The sequence below is a fragment of the Rhizobium sp. NLR22b genome, from assembly GCF_019685295.1.
Taxonomy (GTDB): Bacteria; Pseudomonadota; Alphaproteobacteria; order Rhizobiales; family Rhizobiaceae; genus Rhizobium.
Map to the genome: position 1 here is coordinate 68,030 of NZ_JABDWM010000013.1, position 20,110 is coordinate 88,139.

Genomic DNA, 20,110 nt, shown 5'->3' on the forward strand with positions numbered 1-20,110 from the left:
AAAAGCCGGAGCGACACCCCGGCTTTCAAGAGTCAATTCAAGGTATTGCGAGGCAATGCCGAAGCGCGGCCTCAGCCGACGATTTCGGTGTCGGAGAACCAGTACTTGATTTCCTGGGCAGCCGTTTCCGGGGCATCGGAGCCATGCACGGAGTTTTCGCCGATCGACAGCGCATGGACCTTGCGGATCGTGCCTTCGTCAGCGTTGGCCGGGTTGGTCGCGCCCATGATTTCGCGGTTCTTGAGGATCGCGCCTTCGCCTTCCAGAACCTGGACGACGGTTGGACCGGAGGTCATGCCTTCGACGAGTTCGCCGAAGAAGGGGCGATCCTTGTGAACGGCGTAGAAGCCTTCAGCTTCGCGGCGGCTCATCCAGACACGCTTGGAGGCGACGACGCGCAGGCCGGCATCTTCGAGCATCTTGGTGATGGCGCCCGTCAGGTTGCGCTTGGTTGCGTCCGGCTTGATCATCGAGAAGGTGCGTTCAATCGCCATAGTCAGATCCTCTGTTTTCTCGGGAAAAGTGGGCGGTCTTTACCCGCCCCAACGCCCGAAAACAAGGGGTCGGCGGCAATTTCACGCCGCTGTCACAGTCCTGCCGCGGCTTTCGTGAAGATCGAGGCAGCGTTCGAACCAGGCGACGACGGGATCGTCGGCGGCCAGCATGGCCAGCCCTGCGGACACGCGCAGCCATTGCAGCGCGCCGAAGACAATATAATCGGCAAAGAGCGGCGATTGCCCGCCGATGAAGGGCTGGAACTTCAGCATGTGACGGAGCGGCTCCAGCTTGGCGCCGAAGGCAGCTTTCTCCGCCTCGCTGTCGGCAGCAAAGACTTCCAGCGGCTTGCCGAGTCTGACCTCGCGGCTCTGACGAAAGTACGCCTTGTCCCCTTCGTCCAGGATCGCGTGGATATCGAGAAGGGCGATCCGCATGATCGCCGGGTGGATGATCATCTGCGAATAGCCCTCGACCATGCGCGACACCGCCTTGCCGCCCTCGCCATTGAACAGCGACGGCCGCTCCGGATATGCCTCTTCGAGATAGAGCGCGATGGCAAAACTGTCCGAGATCAGCCGGCCGTTATCGTCGAGCACGGGCAGGGTCGACGAGACGCCGCCGCCGATTTCGCGGATGCGGGCATAGGTTGTGGGGAGCTCCTCGAAATCGAGCCTCTTATGCGCGAGCGCCATCACCGCCTTCCAGCAATGGGGCGAAAAGAAGCGCCGTTCGTCGGCGCCGCAGAGGGAATAGAGGGCTCTGGTCATGATAATCCTTTCGAGGTCTGATCTGCCTGCATTCGACGACAGAAAGCGAGCGTGATCAAATCAGGAAATTTCATGGCGCCATCACTCGGATTACTTGGGAAACCGGCTAGACTGCTCCAGCAACGTCAGGGGAAATATATGCTTAGACATTTCAGGATGTTCGCGGCCTATAACCGCTGGGCCAATGCCCAAGTCTATGAGGCTGCGGCCGAACTCAGCGAGACGGAATTCCGCAGGGACCGCGGCGCCTTCTTCGGCTCGCTGCATCGCACGCTCAATCACCTGCTCGTCGCCGACCGGATATGGATGAGGCGTTTCACCGGCATCGGCGAAGCGCCGGCGACTCTCGATGCCGTGCTTTTCGAAGAGCTGGATGCGCTTGCCGCCGCGCGCAAGGCGGAGGACGAGCGCATCATTGCCTGGACAAGTACGCTCGATGAGGCGAGCCTTGCCGGTGACTTCACCTATGCCCCGGTGACGGAGCCGATCCGGATCACTCAGCCACTGTCGAGCGCGCTCGCGCACCTTTCCAATCACCAGACGCATCACCGCGGCCAGTGCCATATGACGCTGACGGCGTTGGGCAAACCGAGCCTCGGGCTGGACCTTATCTACTTTCTGCGCGGCGAAGGCCGCGAGTGGATGTGAGGCAGCCGTCTCCATCAAGACTGAATTAACCGCCTTTGCCGGTTCCCATCGCCAATCCGGCGCTTCCCTTCGTAAATTCAGCCTCTCTTAAAAGCTTGCGAGCATAGCAGACGTGAGAGCAATGAGACCGGGCGCGAGGGGTTCGTCATGCAGAATGCAAGTACAAAGGCACTGGTGGCGCGCGAGCCTGTACGCCCAGGGTCAATGACGGATATCCAGAAGATCGCCCAGCACATGGCGCGGCTCAACGTCGCCGCACTGCCACGCAACTACGAACTCTTTCATGAGGCGATCATCGGGCACAATCCTGGTCTTGCGCAGGATATCGCGGCGCTCGGATCGCAGCCGCAGCAGTCGATGCTCGACGAACTCGGGCTGAAATACCGCCTCGTCGGCCATTGCGGGCTGGCGGGCGAGACGTCGCGCAACGAGGCCAGCCGGACGCTGCGCGCGGTGGCGGAAAGGCTTGCCGAAGGATTGCGGCACAGAGACGCCTTTGCTCGCGCCTGCGGCACGATCCTGAGATCTGTCGGTGGTCACGAGGACCAGAGCCTTGCCGCCTTCATCGGCGAGGTCGATTACCTCTCCGCCTCGCTTGCAACGGTGATGTCGGCGGAGATGGAAATCGGCGCCAGACTGCAGGACGACATCAACAGGCTGGAAACGTTGGAGCGCGGCATTTCGGCGATGCAATCGGCCACCGTCGCCGACAAGATTACCGGCCTTGCAAACCGCATCGCGCTGAACCGGCAGATCACCGAACTCTACGAACGTGAAGAGGGTGCCGCCGGCAGCGCGCTGATCATGGTCGATATCGACGATTTCACCGAGTTCAACGACAGATACGGCACTCAGGCAGGCAACAAGCTCTTGAAGAAGCTTGTCGCGCTCTTTCGGAAGTCGGTGAAGAAGAACGACTTCGTCGCCCGCACAGAGGCCGACGAATTCGCCTTGCTGTTTGCCAATGTCGGCATGCAGGATGCGATTGCTATCGCCGAGCGCCTGCGCGCCTCCGTCGAAGAAAATCTCGTCTTCGCCACCTCCGACAAGGGTGATAGCGACAGACTGACCATCTCGGTCGGCCTGGCGCTCAGCGCCGATGCGGCAACACCGGGACAGCTCCAGGCCAACGCCCGCGTCGCGCTGCTTGCCGCGCAATCGAACCGCCGCCTGCCGGTCCAGGCTTTCGGCCGCTCAGGCGTTTGAGTGCTGTCGGCGCGGACGAGCTCGCCGGGGGACGAGCGTGTTCGCCCGGACGAGCAAGCTCGCCGGGGGATAAGCGGTCTTGCCTTGGCGGGCAGTTTCGGCCAAAACGCCGGCCATGATCACGATTACCGACATTTCCGCCCGCATCGCCGGACGCCTGCTTCTCGACAATGCCAGCGTTTCGTTGCCTTCGGGCACGAAGGCGGGGCTGGTCGGGCGCAATGGCGCCGGCAAATCCACGCTGTTTCGCGTCATCACCGGCGATCTCGGTTCGGAGACCGGGGCGGTGTCGATCCCGAAGGCGGCGCGTATCGGTCAGGTGGCCCAGGAAGCGCCGGGAATCGAGGATTCCTTGATCGAGATCGTGCTTGCGGCCGATAAGGAACGGGCGGCCCTGCTTGCCGAAGCGGAAACGGCAAGCGACCCGCATCGCATCGCTGAAATCCAGATGCGCCTCGTCGATATCGATGCGCATTCGGCCGAAGCGCGGGCTGCGAGCATCCTTGCCGGTCTCGGCTTTGACCAGGCGGCGCAAGCCCGCCCCGCCTCCTCCTTCTCCGGTGGGTGGCGCATGCGCGTAGCGCTCGCCGCCGTACTGTTTGCCGAGCCGGACCTGCTTCTGCTCGACGAGCCGACAAACTACCTCGATCTCGAAGGCACGATGTGGCTGGAGGACTATATCCGCCGTTATCCGCATACGGTCATCATCATCAGCCACGACCGCGATCTCCTGAACAATGCGGTCAACTCCATCGTTCATCTCGATCAGAAAAAACTCACCTTCTACCGCGGCAACTACGACCAGTTCGAGCGGCAGAAGGCTGAGGCCGACGAGCTGCAGACGAAGGCAAAGGCAAAAAACGAGGCGGCGCGCAAACATCTGCAGAGCTTCATCGATCGCTTCAAGGCCAAGGCTTCCAAGGCCCGGCAGGCACAGTCGCGCGTCAAGGCGCTCGAGCGCATGGGAACGGTCGCCGCCGTGATCGAGGACCATGTGCAGCCGATAACCTTCCCCGAGCCGGAGAAGCAGCCCGCCTCGCCGATCGTCGCAATCCAGGGCGGCGCCGTCGGCTACGAACCCGGCAAGCCGATCCTGAAGAACCTCAACCTGCGCATCGACAACGACGATCGCATCGCCCTGCTCGGCTCGAATGGCAACGGCAAGTCGACCTTCGCCAAGTTCATCTCAGGGCGATTGTCGCCGGAGAGTGGCGAAGTAAAGGTTGCGCCGAGCCTGAAGATCGGTTTTTTCGCCCAGCATCAGCTCGACGACCTGATCCCCGAGCAGTCGGCGGTGGAACATGTGCGCCGGCTGATGCCGGCCGAACCGGAGGCCAAGGTGCGCGCCCGCGTTGCGCAGATGGGGCTGGCGACCGAAAAGATGGCTACCGCCGCCAAAGACCTTTCCGGCGGCGAGAAGGCACGCCTGCTGATGGGGCTTGCCGCCTTCCATGCGCCGAACCTGCTCATTCTCGACGAGCCGACCAACCATCTCGACATCGACAGCCGCCGTGCCCTCATCGAGGCGCTGAACGATTATGACGGTGCAGTCGTCCTGATTTCGCACGACCGCCACCTGATCGAGGCAACCGTCGACCGGCTGTGGCTGGTCAACGGCGGCACTGTCACCACCTTCGAAGGCGACATGGACGAATACCGCGACCTCATCGTTAGTTCCGGTAAGAAAAAAGAAGAGAGGCCGCAGACCAGCGACGATACGACCTCGAAGGCCGACCAGCGCAAGCTCAATGCCGAAAGGCGCGCCTCGCTGACGCCGCTGAAGAAAAAGATCAACGAAATCGAATCCTTGACGGCGAAGCTGGAGAAACAGATTCAGGCTCTTGATGCGGAGCTTGCGGATCCTGTTCTCTATGAGAAGACGCCTGCCAAAGCCGCGGAAAAGGCAAAACAGCGTGGCGAGGCAGCGGCAAAACTGACTGCTGCCGAGGAAGAGTGGCTGATGCTGTCAACCGAATATGAAGAGGCAATGGGAGGATAGCCACAGTCTTTTGGGAAACGCGGCGGAGCGCGGCGTCAGCACAATTCCTGCCGATCTCAACCGATCGTTAACCATAATTCGAAAGGTTGTCTCAACATTCATTACTGATTTGTTGAGCCCTTTCCATGCATCGATTTTTCGTTCTTTCCTGCATCGCCCTTGCGGCCGCCCTCTCCGCCTGCAGCACGACCAGACAAGCCCCCGACACCTCGATCAAAACCGCCTCGGTGATTGCGCCGGAGGGACGGACGTTTTCCGGCAAGCGCTCCGAGGATGATGAAGCGCCGCGCATGACCGGTTGGCACCATCTGGCCGGGCGGACGCTGGAGGTTTCCTCGCTTGCCGATCTCAAGCTGCAGGACAAGGAAGTGATCCTGAGCTTCGACGATGGCCCGATCCTCGGCCGGACGAACAAGGTGCTGGCGATCCTCGACCAGTTCGGCGTCAAGGGTGCCTTCATGATGGTCGGCGAGATGGCCGAGATGTATCCCGCGCTGGCGCGCAAGGTGGCGATGGACGGCAATGCGATCGGCAGTCACACCTATGACCACGCCAACCTGAGTTCGCTCGATTTCGACGCGGCGATGGCCGAGGTGATCAAGGGCGAATTGGCGGTGACCAAGGCCACGGGAACCAACGTCGCCTTCTTCCGCTTCCCCTATCTTGCCGAAAGCCACAGACTGCGTGCCGCGATCGCCATGCGCGATATGGTGGTCATGGATGTCGATATCGACAGCAAGGACTATTTCGCCACAACGCCGCTCTCCGTGACGCAGCGGACGATGGCCCTGCTGCACAAGCGCGGCCGCGGCATCATCCTGATGCACGACATCCATAAACGTACGATAACCATGCTGCCGACTCTGCTTTCGGATCTCGAAGCCGAGGGCTACAATGTCGTGACGCTGAAATTCAAGAAGCCGGAGGCGCCAAGCAACCTCGTCGCCTCGGCCGATCTGGTGATGACCCGCTAAGGCGGCTTGCCAAGCCGGGACCGGCTGCCTAGATCTGGGCGACGTCAATGCACGCGGCAGGTCAGCTATGAACCTTCACCTCGAAACGGACGATGATCCGCGCACCCGCCAATTCATCACCGAACACAATGCGCTCTCCGACACGGTATTGAGAACGCCGCAATTTGCCGAAGATCGTGAGGCGATCAAGGCGCTGATCGAGCGGCAGGACAGGCTGATCGTGCCGATGCGCCGCGGCGGTTGGCTGTTCGATTTCCGGCAGAGCAAGGACAATCCGCTCGGGGTCTGGCTGCGCCTGGCAGCCGGCCAGCAGCCGTTGCCGGAGGCCGATTGGGAGCCAGTCTTCGATCTCGACGCCTTCTGTCTGGACGAAGGCAGGCGCTGGAGCTGGCGCGGCGCTGTCACCTGCCCGTGGGAGCCGACGCGCGTTCTGCTGATGCTTTCGGACGGCGGCTCAGACCTCATCCGCCTGCTCGAATTCGACGCCGAGGGCAAACAGATCGTGAAGGGCGGTTTCGACACGCCCGCCGCGCGGTCGCATGCCACCTGGCTGAGCCGCGATGAGATCTGTTATTTCGGCTCGATCGACCGATTTTCGGCCACCCGCTCGGGATGGCCGCGCGTCGGGCGGCGGTTGAAGCGCGGGCAGCGGCCGGAAGATGCCGCCATCATGTTCGAAGCCGCCGATGAGGATGTGTATGGCTTCAATCTCGTTATCGACCCTGCCCTATTTGGCGCTTCGGCGAATGCCGGGCTGATCGACATTTTCGTCACCAGCCACGAAATCGGCGTGGCCAGCGCTTTCCTCATTGCCGATGATGGCGGGCAACGGCGCATCGATCTGCCCAAGGAGGCAGATTTTCAGTTCAATCATAATCATTGCCTCTGGCGGGCAAAGACCGATGAGCGCGTTGCGACCGGCAGCCTCGTGCTGCAATCCTTCGATCTCGCCTCACGGGCGCTGCTCGGGCCGGAACGGATCCTGTTTCAGCCTGGCGAGGGCCAGTCTATTTCGCAGATGATGCTGATGCGCGAATGGTGCGTGTTCATCGTTTCCGACCGGCTGCGCCCGCGTCTTCTGGTGCTCGACCTGACAAAGCCCGATGCCGAACAGCGGGAAATCGTGCTGCCGGCGGAGATGCAGACGGCTTATGTCAGGCCGCTCCATGCGGATCTGCATCTTGGCGACGACACACTCCACATCGTCGGCCAGGGTTTCCTGCAGCCGCCGACCTGCTACCGCCTCGAACTCTCCGATCGCAGCAGAGAGCCGGAGCCGATCTTCATCGCGGCAGCGCCGAGCTATTTCGATGCGACCGATATGTCGTCGGAACTGCTGGAGGCTGTGTCCGAGGACGGAACCAGGGTCGTCTACCAACTGGTGCTGCCGCGACAGTGGACCAAGGGAGCGCTGCCGGTGCTGATCTACGGCTATGGTGGCTTCGATGTCTCGCTATCGCCGAATTACTCCGGTGTAATCGGCCGCTGGCTGGAGCAAGGCGGCGCCTATGTGCAGGCCTATATCCGCGGCGGCGGTGAATTTGGCCCTGACTGGTATCGCAGCGCCAAGCGGCAGGGGCGAGACCGGGCCTTTGCCGATTTCGTCGCCATCGCCCGCGATCTCGTCGCTCGCGGCTACACCGTGCCATCGCGGATTGCCTGCCAGGGCGGCAGCAATGGCGGCCTGCTGACGGGTGTGATGCTGACGCGCTACCCGCACGATTTCGGCGCGGTCTGGTGCCAGGTGCCGGTGCTCGACATGACACGCTTCCACCTGTTCAGCGCCGGCCAGGCGTGGATGGACGAATATGGCGATCCGGAGACGCCAGCGGACCGGGAGTTCATGCTCGGCTATTCGCCGCTTCACAATATCAGGCCGGCCGGCGAGGTCACTTATCCGCCGATCTATATTGAAAGCTCCAGCAATGACGATCGCGTGCATCCCTCGCACGCACGCCGTTTTGCCGCGAGGCTGGAGGAAGAAGGACATCAGCTGCTCTTCCACGAATTCGGCTTGGGCGGGCATGGTGGCGACGGCAGTTCCGAGGAGCGCGCCGCCCGCGCGGCGATGGGTTACAGCTTCCTTCGCGAGACCATCATGCAATAGGATTGAGGAGCAGAGCTTGTCGGCGCTCTTCTTTCTGCTACAACAGGCTTAATAAATCATACTTTTCATACAGACACGAGCGAAACACCATGTCCCCTATCAATCTCGCCATCGTCGGCGTCGGCAAGATCGTCCGCGACCAGCACCTTCCTTCCATCGCCAAGAACCCGGATTTCAAGCTCGTCGCCACGGCAAGCCGTCACGGCACGGTCGAAGGCATCAACAGTTACACCACGATCGACGCGATGCTGGACGCCGAGCCTTTGATCGATGCCGTTTCGCTCTGCATGCCGCCGCAGTACCGCTATGAAGCCGCCTATAAGGCGCTCGTTGCCGGCAAGCATGTCTTCCTTGAAAAGCCGCCGGGTGCAACACTGAGCGAAGTGGCCGACCTCGAGGCGCTGGCGAACAAGCAAGGGGCGTCGCTCTTTGCCAGCTGGCATTCACGTTATGCGCCGGCCGTCGAAGCCGCCAAAGCGTTTCTTGCCTCGACGACAATCAAAAGCGTGCATGTGATCTGGAAAGAGGATGTCCGCCACTGGCATCCGAACCAGGACTGGATCTGGCAGGCCGGCGGCCTCGGCGTTTTCGATCCCGGCATCAATGCGCTGTCGATCGTCACCCATATCCTGCCGCGGCAGGTCTTCATCACCGGGGCTGTGCTCGAATTCCCAGAAAATCGTGATGCGCCGATCGCCGCCGACATTCACTTCCGCGATGCCGACGGCCTGCCGGTTCATGCCGAATTCGACTGGCGCCAGACCGGCAAGCAGAGCTGGGACATCGTCGCGGAAACGGCAGCCGGCCAAATGGTGCTCTCCGAGGGCGGCGCTAAGCTTTCCATCGACGGTAAGCTGACATTCGCCGAACCGGAACAGGAATATCCCTCGCTCTATCGCCGCTTCGCCGAAATCATCAAGGCGGGCAAATCGGATGTCGATCTCGCCCCCCTGCGCCACGTCGCCGACGCCTTCATGCTCGGCAAGCGGAAATTTGTTGACGCTTTCCACGACTGAGTGATTGGGCGGTCCTTGCCTGTCGGCTCCGACGGCAGGCACCCGCTCAGGCCTTCTTCTCCCACCGCCCTTCCGGTGTCTGCTGCCAATAGGTGAGGTTATGCCCCTCGCCTTTCAGTTTCTTCCATTGTGCGCGGGCAGCTTCCAGTTGCTCCTGGTCGTGGCCGTCGAACATGAAGACGACGCGCTCATAGGCATCGGCCGGCGGCGGCTCGGCGCCGTCGACAATGAAACGAACCGTCGCCGCATTGGCATTGTCCGACGTGACCGTCAAAAGCACCGGCTGGTTTTCGGCGAAATCAGCCGTGTCGATCCCATGCGGCAGGAAACTCTCCTCGCGAAACGTCCAAAGATGCGCATCGAGTGCATCGCGCCGCGCGGCCTCGCTCGTCTGGACGACGACGCGCCAGCCGCGCTCGATGCTTTTGTCGAGGAGCGGCGGAAGCGCGTCTTCCAGCCTGGTTTCGGTCAGATGATAAAAGAGAATGTCGGTCATCGGGATTCATGATGGGCGCGAACGAGCTCGTCGAGCAGGCGCACCCCGAAACCGGAACCCCAGGACTGGTTGATCTCATCCTGCGGCGAACCCATCGCCGTGCCGGCAATGTCGAGGTGCGCCCAGGGCGTGTCCTGCACGAAGCGTTTGAGGAAATGCGCCGCGGTGATCGAGCCGGCCTGACGGCCGCCGGTGTTCTTCATGTCGGCGAATTTGCTGTCGATCAGCTTGTCATAATCCTTGCCGAGCGGCATGCGCCAGAGTTTCTCGTTTGTGGAAAGGCCGGCCGCCGTCAGCTGGGCGGAAAGCTGGTCGTCATTGGAGAACAGGCCGGCATGCACGTTGCCAAGCGCCACGACGATTGCGCCGGTCAAGGTGGCCAGATTGATCATGAACTGCGGCTTGAAGCGATCATTGCAATACCAGAGCGCATCGCAAAGGACGAGGCGGCCTTCGGCATCGGTGTTGATCACCTCGATTGTCTGGCCGGACATTGAGGTGACGATGTCGCCCGGACGCTGGGCGTTGCCATCGGGCATATTCTCGACCAGGCCGATGATGCCGACGGCGTTGACGGCCGCCTTGCGGGAAGCGAGCACGTGCATCAGGCCGGTCACGGCTGCGGCACCGCCCATATCGCCCTTCATGTCCTCCATGCCGGCGGCCGGCTTGATCGAAATGCCGCCGGTATCGAAGACGACGCCCTTGCCGACGAAGGCGACGGGACGGTCCTTGCTCTTGCCACCCTTCCACTGCATGACCGCCAGACGCGGCGGGCGCACGGAGCCCTGAGCGACGCCGAGCAGCGCGCCCATGCCGAGACGGCGCATTTCCTTCTCGGTCAGGATTTCCACCTCGACGCCGAGCTTTTCCAGCTCCTTCGCCCTGGCGGCGAATTCGACAGGTCCAAGCGCGTTCGGCGGTTCATTGACAAGGTCACGGGCGAGATTGACGCCGCCGGCGATCGCTTCGGAATCGGAAAACGCCTTTTTGGCGCCGGCCGCATCGGTGGTGATGATCGTCACCCTGACCGATTTTGCCGGCTTCTCCTCGTCGTCGTTCTTCTTTGTCTTGTAGGCATCGAAGCTATAGGCGCGCAGCAGCATGCCAAGCGCGAAATCGGCGGCGGCGCGTGCGTTCGTCTCAAGGCCGGGCACGTCGATGAAGATGGCGGCCTTGTCAGTATTCTTGATTTTCGATGCCGCAGCACCGCCGGCCTTCAGCCAGTCATGGGCGGCGAGTTCGCCGGCCTTGCCAAGCCCGATGACGACGATGCGATCGACGGGTGCGCCTTCCGGGGCCACAATATCGAGCGCAGCCGTGGATTTCGCGGAGAATCGGGCGATCTTCGCAGCCTTGGCGATCACGCCTGCCGGATCAGCCGTTTCGGCGCCTGCGGCGCTGCCGGCCTCGGCAGTCTTCAACAGGATCGCCAGCCCGCCATTGAGCTTTGCCGACTTCGAGAATGAAATTTCGAACTTTACTGACATGTCTTCTCCGCTGGGATTCTTGAAATCCGTCCCAGGCGGATAATTTCGCGTTTGGCGGGTCTGTCAATGGCTCGCGACTATTGTTATGGTCGCCCGCGGCTGTCCAGGCCCTCATGTTTTCGTCAGTTTTGCAGATATTCGCGTTGACAGTTTTTTCGAAAAATCGATGGCGGAGACCGGTGATCCGCCTGCCGAAAACGACTTTCGGTGCATTCCTGCTTCTATTCTGGGCGTGGTGGGCGCTGCTTGCCATCTTTCGCGCCTTCCCTGGAATAGACATTTATTTTTCCCAGCTTTTTTTCGTGGGCGCAGATTGTGACGCGACTGCCGCTGCCGGGAGCATCTGCGGCGGCTTTCCTTATCGCGACTCGGGGAATTTCGACCTGCTGCGAACCATCTTCTTCCGCCTGCCCTACGTCGTGGCGATCGTCATGGCGTGGAAATTGATCGAATGTTACCAGCAGCACGGCGCGACCTTCAACGCCGAGCGGGCGCGCAAGCTCAAAGTCGCACTCGGAACGATGCTGATCGGGCCGGTGCTGCTCGTCAATGTTATCCTGAAGGAACATTGGGGTCGGCCGCGGCCGGTGCAGACGGATATTTTCGGCGGGAGCCTGCATTTTGTCGAGGCAGGCTCGCTTGCCGGCAAATGCGTGTCGAACTGCTCCTTCGTCTCCGGCGAGGCGGCGAGCGCTGGATGGCTGTTCTGCCTTCTGCTCTTCGTGCCGAAATCGATGCGTTACGCGCTGGTTCCGCCCGTCGCCGCGATCTCGATCCTGACGCCAGCCTTGCGGCTATCCTTCGGCGCGCATTATCTTTCCGACGTGACGCTCGGATGGCTCTCCTCGCTTGTCGTCTTCGCGGCGCTGCTGGCGTTAACTGAGTCGCAACAGGACCAAAAAAATTCTGAAATTTGAATGAATTTTTGACACCTGCTTGTCGCAAAAGCGCGACAAAGAGCGTAGAGGGATTCTCCTGCAAGCCGTTTGGGCGTGCAGGTGCTTTCAAGGGCCGGCATGAAACTACTCGAGACATACATATTGCGGCGCGTCGGCCAGATGTTTCTCGTGGCGCTCCTGCCCGTGCTGGCGATCATCTGGACGACACAGGTTTTGCAGCGCATTAACCTCGTCACCGACAGCGGCCAGTCGATCGGCTCGTTCGCCAAGCTCGCGACGATGATCCTGCCGTCGATCATTCCCGTGGTGCTGCCCTTCGCCCTCGTCATCGCCATCACCCAGACGCTGACGACGATGAACAACGATTCCGAGCTAACCGTCATCGACGCAGCCGGCGCACGGCGCAGCATTCTGGTCCGGCCGATCCTGCTGCTTGCCGCCGTCATCAGCGTCTTTTCCTTCTTCGTCGACAATATCGTCGAGCCACGGGCAAAGACCGTGGCGCGTCAGATGATCGCCGAAACCTACGCCGATCTCCTCTCCTCGGTCATCGAGGAAAAGACCTTCCGCAAGCTCGACGAGGGTCTCTATGTGCAGATCTCGCAGCGCCTGGCCGGGCGCATGCTGAAGGGCCTGTTCGTCGCCGACGAGCGGGACCCGGCCTACGAGCTCATCTATTACGCCAAGGAAGGCGCCGTCGACGATACCGGCACGACGCTGATCATGCACGACGGCGAGGTGCATCGCAAAACGCCCGACGGCAACGTCTCGGTCATCAATTTCGATTCCTATTCTTTCGACCTCTCCGACATGACGGAGAGCCGCGGGCAGGCGACGCTGAAAGCCAGCGACCGTGACCTGTGGTTCCTGTTCAATCCGGATCCGAACGACAAGGACTATACGATCCGGCCGCAGAGCTACCGCGCCGAACTGCATCGACGGCTGACGGACTGGATCCTGCCCGTCGTCTTTGCATTGTTCTCACTGGCGATCGCCGGCGATGCGCGCTCGCACCGCGAAGCGCGGCTGCATCCAATGGTGAGTGCGCTCGGCTATGCTTTTGCGCTACGATGGGCTGCCTTCTACGCGGCGAACCAAATCGACACCGATCCGGAATATATCGCAGTTCTCTACGCCATTCCGATCGTCAGCAGCCTCGTCTCGATCATCTTCCTCGGCCTACACAAGCGGCTGGTCATGCCTTCATTCGTCTGGGACCGGATATCGGCTTCCTGGAGACGGATGCAAGAAAGACTGCTTACCGCGACCAGCAGGTCCGGCGGGGGCACGGCCCAATGATGTTCGGGACATTGTCGCGTTATTTCTTTCGCCGTTACCTGGCGACGACCTGCTGGTTTCTGATCGGCGTGTCGGCGATCGCCTTCCTCCTTGATTTCAGCGAGACGGCGGGACGCATGTCCGGCCTGCCTGGCTACACGATCGGCGGCGGCATCGTGATGACCGCCGTGCGCCTGCCGCTCATCCTGCAGCAGACAATCCCCTTCGTCGCCCTCTTCGTCGGCATGACGGTGCTGATCGGGCTCAATCGGAAATATGAGCTCGTGGTCACGCGTGCGGCTGGCATCTCTGTCTGGCAATTCATGTTTCCCTTCATCGCCGGCTCAATTGCGCTCGGCGTGCTGACGATGACGGCGCTCAACCCGCTTGCCGCCTGGGGACAGCGCCAGGCGCTGCTGGTCGAGTCCGACTGGCGTGGCGAAAACGCAGTTCTGCGCAAGGCGCCGCAGATCCCATGGCTGCGCCAGATCAGCGGCCGCGACGATGTCATCATCGGCGCCCAGACGGTCCAGGAGAACGGAACCAAGCTGGTCGACGCCGTATTGATCCATTTCGATTCAAGCGGCCGAGTCATTCTGAGACAGGATGCCGCCACGGCAAAGTTGGAAGATGGTTACTGGCAGCTTAACGGCGTCGTCGAGCGCAAGCCTGGCGAAATCCCGCTGCGCAAAGCTTCGGTCCAACTTCGCACCAATCTGAAACAGGATTTCGTTCAGGAGCGGCTGACAGCGCCGGAAACAATTGGTTTCTTTGACCTTTCCAATCGCATTGCAGCGGCAAAGTCCTTCGGCATCTCGACCAAGGCATTGGAGACGCAATTCAACTCCCTGTTGTCTCAGCCATTGCTGTTGGTGGCCATGACTCTCATTGCTGCAACAGTGTCCCTAAAATTTAGCCGGTTCAACCAATCCCGCTCCGTGATTCTGGGTGGAATCCTGTCAGGCTTCATGCTTTATGTCATCACCGTGCTTGTTAAAGCATTCGGAAGCAGTGGAGTCGTGCCTCCCTTCGTGGCGACGTGGATACCGGTCGTCGTCGCGTTGGCCTTGGGCGCGACTATTTTGCTTCATCAGGAGGACGGCTAGTGGCGGTAGGCGACCGCAAGTACTTTAGTAAACAGTTGGTTGCCCTGCTTGTCGGTGCGGCTCTATGTTCCTATTTCGGCAGTGCCCCGGCCTCCTATGGCCAGGCCAGCACGCCTGAACAAAATATCGAGAATAAGATTCCCGAAGGGGCCAAGCTTCTGCTTTCGGCCAATGAACTCGTCTATAACCGTGACGCCGAACTCGTGTCGGCGATCGGCGGCGTGCAGATCAACTATGGCGGCTATAAAATGGTCGCACAGAAGGTCGAGTACAACCAGAAGACTGGCCGGATGATGGCGCTCGGCAATGTCGAACTCGTCAGTCCGGACGGCAACCGCATCTATGCCGACAACCTAGACGTGACCGATAATTTCGCCGACGGGTTCCTGAACTCGCTGCGCATCGAAACCGCCGACAATACGCGTATCGTCGCCGAAAGCGGCGAGCGGGTCGGCGGCACGAAGATGATTCTTAACAAGGGCGTCTATACCGCCTGCCTTCCCTGCGCCGAAGATCCGAAGCGCGCACCGTTCTGGCAGGTCAAGGCAAAGCGCGTGATCCAGAACGGCGAGACCCATACGATCCGTCTGGAGCGGGCGCGTTTCGAGCTGCTCGGCTACCCGATTGCCTTCGTGCCGTTCATCGAGGTTCCCGACAATACGGTGAAGCGTAAGTCCGGCTTCCTGTTCCCGACGATGAGCCTGTCGCAGAACCTCGGCTTCGGTCTTTCCATTCCTTATTATTATGTGATCTCGCCGAGCATGGATGCGACGGTCACGGCGACCGGCTACACGGCCCAGGGCTTCCTCGTCGAAGGCGAATTCCGTCAGCGCTTCGAGAACGGCACGCATATCCTGCGCGTCGCCGGCATCAACCAGGCAAAGCCGGGCAATTTCAGCTCGGGCACCAGCGATGCCGAAGCCGAGCAGCGCGCCATGGTGGCGTCAAAGGCGGAATTCCGCATCAATCCGCGCTGGACGTTCGGCTGGGACGTCATGGTGCAGAGCGACAATAATTTCTCGAAGACCTACAAACTGCGCGGCTTGAGCGGCACGGATCGCACGAACCAGATCTACCTGACGGGGCTCGGGAAACGGAATTATTTCGACATGCGGGCGTTTTATTTCGACGTCCAGGATGCCGACCGGACGAACACGGCCGAAAAACAGCAGGCCATCGTCTATCCCGCGCTTGATTATCACTATGTCGCGCCTCAGCCGCTTGCAGGCGGCGAACTTTCTGCGGACGTCAATTTGACGAATATTTCGCGCACACACGACGACTTCTATACTGTCGACGGATTCGACCGCTTCCGCGGCCTGAAGGGCCAGACTTCGCGCCTGACCGCCGAACTTCAATGGAAACGCACCTATGTCACGCCGACCGGTCTGGTGATCACGCCGCTTCTGGCCGCGCGCGGCGACGCTTTCGCGCTGAACATGAACGACCCGACCGGTTACGCCGGCAATTATCTTGACGACGAATCCGCCACCCGCTCGATGCTCACCGCCGGGCTGGAGATGCGGTATCCGATCCTGATGACGACTGATAACAGCACGCATATTCTGGAGCCGATCGTCCAAATCTATGCACGCCCCGACGAGCAGCTCGCCGGCCGGCTGCCGAACGAGGATGCACAAAGTTTCGTTTTCGATGCCACCTCGCTCTTCGACCGCGATAAATTCTCAGGTTACGACCGCGTCGAGGGCGGCACTCGCGCCAATGTCGGCTTCCAATATACCGGGACGTTTGACAGCGGTTACAAGCTGCACGGCATTTTTGGCCAGTCTTATCAGATTGCCGGCCAGAATTCGTTCGCGACCGATGACCTCGTCAATGTCGGCGCGGATTCGGGCCTCGAAACCGATCGCTCCGACTATGTCGGCCTCGGCGGCGTCGAAACACCCTATGGTGTTTCCGTTGCGGCCTCCTACCGGCTCGACGAGAAGGATTTCGAGTTTCGCCGTGGCGACCTGACGACAGGCTACCAGAACGACACCTTCCAGACGCAGGTGACCTACACGCATCTCAGCGCCCAGCCGGCCTATGGCTTCGCCGAGGACAACGACGAGATCCAGACCAGCAGCAGAGTCAAGTTCAAGGACTATTGGTCGATCTTCGGCGGCATCGCGTGGGATCTGAACAACGATGTGATCAGCCGCCGGACGCTCGGCCTTTCCTATGAGGACGAATGCACGATCTTCACGATCGCCTATACGGATAGCAGGGATTCCGACGACGAGTCGGCAAGCGACTGGACGATTGGCGCGCGGCTGACGTTCCGCACGCTCGGCGACATCAAGATCGGCTCCGACACTCTCTCCAACTAGCGGGCGGACGGCGTAAACATGGCCTCAAGTCATTCTTTCGCCGTAAGCCTGTGCAGGACATTGCCGCCAGTCGATATCAGAGGCATAGGAGTTTCGCGCCGCCACGGAAGCGATTTCCGCGTGTCTCGCACTGTGGTAAGGACGCCGCGATCAACCTCTCGCGGCGCAATTGGGAGGTCAACAGATGATTGACGCAAAAAAAGCCATAACCGCCTTTCTCGCCGGCGCAGCGATTGCCTTGCTGACGGGCCTTGCTGGCCCGGCGCTTGCAGCAAGCGGAGTCCAGGCCGTGGTGAACGGCACAGCCATCACCAGCGGCGATGTCGCCAAGCGTCAGGCCTTCCTGCGCCTGCAGCATACCAAGGCCGACGCCAAGACCGCCACGGAGCAATTGATCGACGAGACGCTCAAGCGCCAGGAGGTCGCCCGCGTCCATATGTCGGTTTCGCAGCAAGACGTCGATGCGTCTTTCGCGCGCTTTTCGGCCGGCAACAAACTTTCCGTGGAACAGATGTCGCAGATTCTCGATCGCGCCGGCGTCGGCGTCGACCATTTCAAAGGCTTCATCGCCGTGCAGATGAGCTGGCCGCGCGTCGTCAATGCGCGCTACGGCTCGACCTCGCGGCTGTCGAACTATGATCTCGTCTCGCGCATGATGCAGAACAACAAGCAAAAGCCGGTAACAACGGAATATATGCTGCAGCAGATCATCTTCGTCATTCCCGAGGCCAAGCGCGGCGCCGTCACCGGCAAGCGCAAGGGCGAGGCCGAGGCATCGCGCTCAAAATTTCCTGGCTGTGATCAGGCAAAGACCTTTGCCGCGACAATGCGCGATGTTTCCGTGCGTGACCTCGGCCGCATGCTCGCTCCCGAGATCCCGCCGGACTGGAAACCTCTGGTCGAGCAGGCCAAGGGCAACACCACAGGCACCCGCGTCACCGAGAAGGGCGTCGAATATCTGGCGATCTGCAGCCAGCGCCAGGTCTCCGACGACCAGGCCGCCGAAATGGTCTTCCGCCAGGAGGACCTCGACAAGTCCAAGGCCGGCAAGAATGGCCCGCCGGAAAACGAAAACAGCAAGAAATACCTGGACGAACTGCGCAAGAAGGCGCAGATCGCCTATCGCTGACCGACGATGGCGATACCCTTTTCACGACCGCTTGCGCTGAGCCAGGGCGATCCCGCCGGCATCGGACCGGATATCACCCTGATGGCTTGGCTCCGGCGGCGTGAAATCGGGCTTCCGCCTTTTTTCCTTATCGGCGATCCGGATGTCTTGGCTCTGCGGGCCCGCCAGCTCAATCTGGCGGTTTCCATTCGTGAGATCGACACGGCGGGCGAGGCCACCGGCATATTTGCCGATGCGCTGCCCGTCATGAGCGTCCCGGCCGGCATTGAGGTGGTGCCCGGCGAGCCGCATGCGGCAACGGCGAAGGGCACGATCGCGGCGATCGAGAAAGCAGTCTCGCTTGTCATCGGCGGCGAGGCACTCGCAGTCGTCACCAATCCGATCGCCAAGGCCGTGCTCTACGAGGCGGGTTTCCGGTTTCCCGGCCATACCGAATTTCTCGCCGATCTTGCCGCCAGGGCGACCGGCAGTCCGGTGACGCCGGTCATGATGTTGTCGGGACCGAAAGTCAGGGCCATTCCCGTTACCATCCACATTCCTGTCCGCGATGTGCCGCAAGCACTGACCGGCGAACTGATCATCGAAACCTGCCGGATTGCCGATGTGGATCTCAGGCAGCGTTTCGGAATCGACGCGCCGCGGCTTGCCGTCGCCGGCCTCAACCCGCATGCCGGTGAAGGCGGAGCGATCGGCTCGGAGGATGAGGACATCATCCGCCCGTCGATCGAGCAGCTGCGTGACGAGGGTATCGATGCGATCGGCCCCCTGCCCGCCGATACGATGTTCCATGACGAGGCGCGGGCGCGATATGATGTCGCCATCTGCATGTATCACGATCAGGCGCTGATCCCCGCCAAGGCCCTCGGTTTCGATGACAGCGTCAACGTCACGCTCGGACTTCCCTTCGTGCGAACCTCGCCGGATCACGGCACCGCTTTCGGCATCGCCGGCAAGGGACTGGCGCGTGAGCAGAGCTTGGTTGCGGCACTGAAGCTTGCCGCCCAGCTCGGCCGCACCGCCGAAGGCCGCCGCTGATGGCAGCACTCGATGGCCTGCCGCCGCTTCGCGACGTCATTCAGCGTCACGGCCTCGATGCGCGCAAGGCGCTCGGGCAGAACTTCCTGCTCGACCTCAACCTTACGCAGAAGGTCGCCCGCACGGCAGGCGCGCTCGAAGAGACCACCGTTTTCGAGGTCGGCCCCGGTCCCGGCGGGCTGACCCGCGCGATTCTGGCGCTCGGCGCCAAGAAGGTCATTGCCATCGAGCGGGACGCGCGCTGCCTGCCGGCGCTTGCCGAGATCGCCGATCGCTATCCCGGCCGCCTGGACGTCATCGAAGGCGATGCGCTGAAGACGGATTTCGAATCATTGGCGCCGGAAGGCCCCGTCAAGATCATCGCCAACCTACCTTATAATGTCGGGACGCAACTGCTGGTCAACTGGCTGCTGCCGAGGGCCTGGCCGCCATTCTGGCAGTCGCTGACGCTGATGTTTCAGAAGGAAGTCGGCGCGCGGATCGTCGCCGGCGAGGACGACGACCATTACGGCCGTCTCGGCGTGCTTTGTGGCTGGCGAACGGAGGCACGCATGGCCTTCGACGTACCGCCGCAAGCCTTCACGCCGCCGCCGAAGGTAACTTCGACAGTGGTGCATCTTGTTCCCAGGGCGAACCCCATCCCCTGCGCTGTCGCCAATCTGGAAAAAGTAACGCAGGCCGCCTTCGGCCAGCGCCGCAAGATGCTGCGCCAGAGCCTGAAGCCACTCGGCGGCGAAAGCCTGCTCATCAAGGCGGGAATCGATCCGGCGCGACGGGCGGAGACCCTTTCAGTCGAAGAATTCTGCCTTCTCGCAAATAGCCTTTAGCGCCACATCTGCTGTTGGATGCAGAAGGACGCGCCCTTAGGTCTAAGGCCGCCTTCCGCACTGGCGATCGGACGCCAGGCTTGATGAGGCGCACTTTGCTTGCAGATCGCCTGGGCAAGAAAGCCGCGCATCGCATCGCCGAAGGGCGGGCCGCATCATATGCTTCGCCTCCACCATCTTACTCTGGTGATAAACGGCGCGCGGATGCGAGAAGGCGAGGAAACCGCGGTCTGGGCGACTCCTCCTCAAACACAGAAGTCAGTTCTTTCAGCGACCTATACACCAACTCTCTTCGCGATATTACC

17 protein-coding genes are annotated in these 20,110 nt (G+C 61.2%); 13 read left to right on the plus strand and 4 right to left on the minus strand.

Annotation, left to right across the window (positions count from 1 at the left end; translation table 11 throughout):
• Positions 1 to 71: 71 nt before the first annotated feature.
• Positions 72 to 494, minus strand: a complete 423-nt coding sequence (gene ndk, locus HJC00_RS20855) for a nucleoside-diphosphate kinase (protein WP_004680549.1) — start codon at positions 492 to 494, stop codon at positions 72 to 74.
• Between the two features lie 81 nt (positions 495 to 575).
• Entirely contained in the window at positions 576 to 1,265 is a 690-nt protein-coding gene (locus tag HJC00_RS20860) for a glutathione S-transferase family protein (RefSeq protein WP_210628397.1), read from the minus strand.
• A gap of 138 nt (positions 1,266 to 1,403) precedes the next feature.
• On the opposite strand from HJC00_RS20860, the gene HJC00_RS20865 reads away from it, so the two are divergent.
• The 6 genes from HJC00_RS20865 (at position 1,404) to HJC00_RS20890 (ending at position 9,215) form a co-directional block, all read left to right on the plus strand.
• Positions 1,404 to 1,913 (plus strand): DinB family protein, encoded by a 510-nt coding sequence (locus HJC00_RS20865; RefSeq protein ID WP_221164550.1) that lies wholly within the window; start codon positions 1,404 to 1,406, stop codon positions 1,911 to 1,913.
• Positions 1,914 to 2,060: 147 nt separating this feature from the next.
• Positions 2,061 to 3,119 carry a GGDEF domain-containing protein gene (locus HJC00_RS20870; protein ID WP_221164551.1) on the plus strand — a complete coding sequence of 353 codons (1,059 nt, stop codon included), beginning with the start codon at positions 2,061 to 2,063 and terminating at the stop codon, positions 3,117 to 3,119.
• Between the two features lie 115 nt (positions 3,120 to 3,234).
• Positions 3,235 to 5,118 (plus strand): ABC-F family ATP-binding cassette domain-containing protein, encoded by a 1,884-nt coding sequence (locus HJC00_RS20875; RefSeq protein ID WP_221164552.1) that lies wholly within the window; start codon positions 3,235 to 3,237, stop codon positions 5,116 to 5,118.
• A 125-nt stretch (positions 5,119 to 5,243) separates the two neighbouring features.
• Complete coding sequence (locus HJC00_RS20880) at positions 5,244 to 6,092, plus strand: polysaccharide deacetylase family protein (RefSeq protein ID WP_221155854.1); 849 nt, start codon at positions 5,244 to 5,246, stop codon at positions 6,090 to 6,092.
• A gap of 67 nt (positions 6,093 to 6,159) precedes the next feature.
• Positions 6,160 to 8,199 carry a prolyl oligopeptidase family serine peptidase gene (locus HJC00_RS20885; RefSeq protein ID WP_221155855.1) on the plus strand — a complete coding sequence of 680 codons (2,040 nt, stop codon included), beginning with the start codon at positions 6,160 to 6,162 and terminating at the stop codon, positions 8,197 to 8,199.
• Between the two features lie 89 nt (positions 8,200 to 8,288).
• Entirely contained in the window at positions 8,289 to 9,215 is a 927-nt protein-coding gene (locus HJC00_RS20890) for a Gfo/Idh/MocA family protein (protein WP_221164553.1), read from the plus strand.
• Positions 9,216 to 9,261: 46 nt separating this feature from the next.
• On the opposite strand, the gene HJC00_RS20895 is transcribed toward HJC00_RS20890, so the two are convergent.
• Positions 9,262 to 9,711 (minus strand): DNA polymerase III subunit chi, encoded by a 450-nt coding sequence (locus HJC00_RS20895; RefSeq protein WP_210628404.1) that lies wholly within the window; start codon positions 9,709 to 9,711, stop codon positions 9,262 to 9,264.
• The gene (locus HJC00_RS20900) at positions 9,708 to 11,201 is read right to left on the minus strand and encodes a leucyl aminopeptidase (RefSeq protein ID WP_210628405.1); all 1,494 of its coding nucleotides are present in this window, start codon (positions 11,199 to 11,201) and stop codon (positions 9,708 to 9,710) included. The genes HJC00_RS20895 and HJC00_RS20900 overlap by 4 nt, the downstream gene beginning before the upstream one ends.
• 143 nt (positions 11,202 to 11,344) lie before the next feature.
• Here HJC00_RS20900 and lpxF point away from each other — a divergent pair, with 143 nt between their 5' ends.
• The 7 genes from lpxF (at position 11,345) to rsmA (ending at position 19,805) form a co-directional block, all read left to right on the plus strand.
• On the plus strand, positions 11,345 to 12,118 hold the full coding sequence (lpxF, locus tag HJC00_RS20905) for a phosphatase PAP2 family protein (protein WP_210628406.1): 774 nt from the start codon (positions 11,345 to 11,347) through the stop codon (positions 12,116 to 12,118).
• A 99-nt stretch (positions 12,119 to 12,217) separates the two neighbouring features.
• Positions 12,218 to 13,399 carry an LPS export ABC transporter permease LptF gene (gene lptF, locus HJC00_RS20910; RefSeq protein ID WP_221164554.1) on the plus strand — a complete coding sequence of 394 codons (1,182 nt, stop codon included), beginning with the start codon at positions 12,218 to 12,220 and terminating at the stop codon, positions 13,397 to 13,399.
• Positions 13,396 to 14,484, plus strand: coding sequence for an LPS export ABC transporter permease LptG (gene lptG / locus HJC00_RS20915; RefSeq protein WP_210628408.1), 1,089 nt, complete (start codon positions 13,396 to 13,398; stop codon positions 14,482 to 14,484). Before lptF ends, lptG begins: the two co-directional genes overlap by 4 nt.
• Positions 14,484 to 16,814: an LPS-assembly protein LptD gene (locus HJC00_RS20920; protein WP_210628409.1), complete on the plus strand. Its 2,331-nt coding sequence runs from the start codon at positions 14,484 to 14,486 to the stop codon at positions 16,812 to 16,814. The genes lptG and HJC00_RS20920 overlap by 1 nt, the downstream gene beginning before the upstream one ends.
• A 184-nt stretch (positions 16,815 to 16,998) precedes the next feature.
• Positions 16,999 to 17,943, plus strand: a complete 945-nt coding sequence (locus tag HJC00_RS20925; protein ID WP_210628410.1) for a peptidylprolyl isomerase — start codon at positions 16,999 to 17,001, stop codon at positions 17,941 to 17,943.
• A 6-nt stretch (positions 17,944 to 17,949) separates the two neighbouring features.
• Complete coding sequence (gene pdxA, locus HJC00_RS20930) at positions 17,950 to 18,978, plus strand: 4-hydroxythreonine-4-phosphate dehydrogenase PdxA (RefSeq protein ID WP_210628411.1); 1,029 nt, start codon at positions 17,950 to 17,952, stop codon at positions 18,976 to 18,978.
• Positions 18,978 to 19,805 (plus strand): 16S rRNA (adenine(1518)-N(6)/adenine(1519)-N(6))-dimethyltransferase RsmA, encoded by an 828-nt coding sequence (rsmA, locus tag HJC00_RS20935; protein WP_210628412.1) that lies wholly within the window; start codon positions 18,978 to 18,980, stop codon positions 19,803 to 19,805. The genes pdxA and rsmA overlap by 1 nt, the downstream gene beginning before the upstream one ends.
• The last annotated feature ends 305 nt before the right edge of the window (positions 19,806 to 20,110 follow it).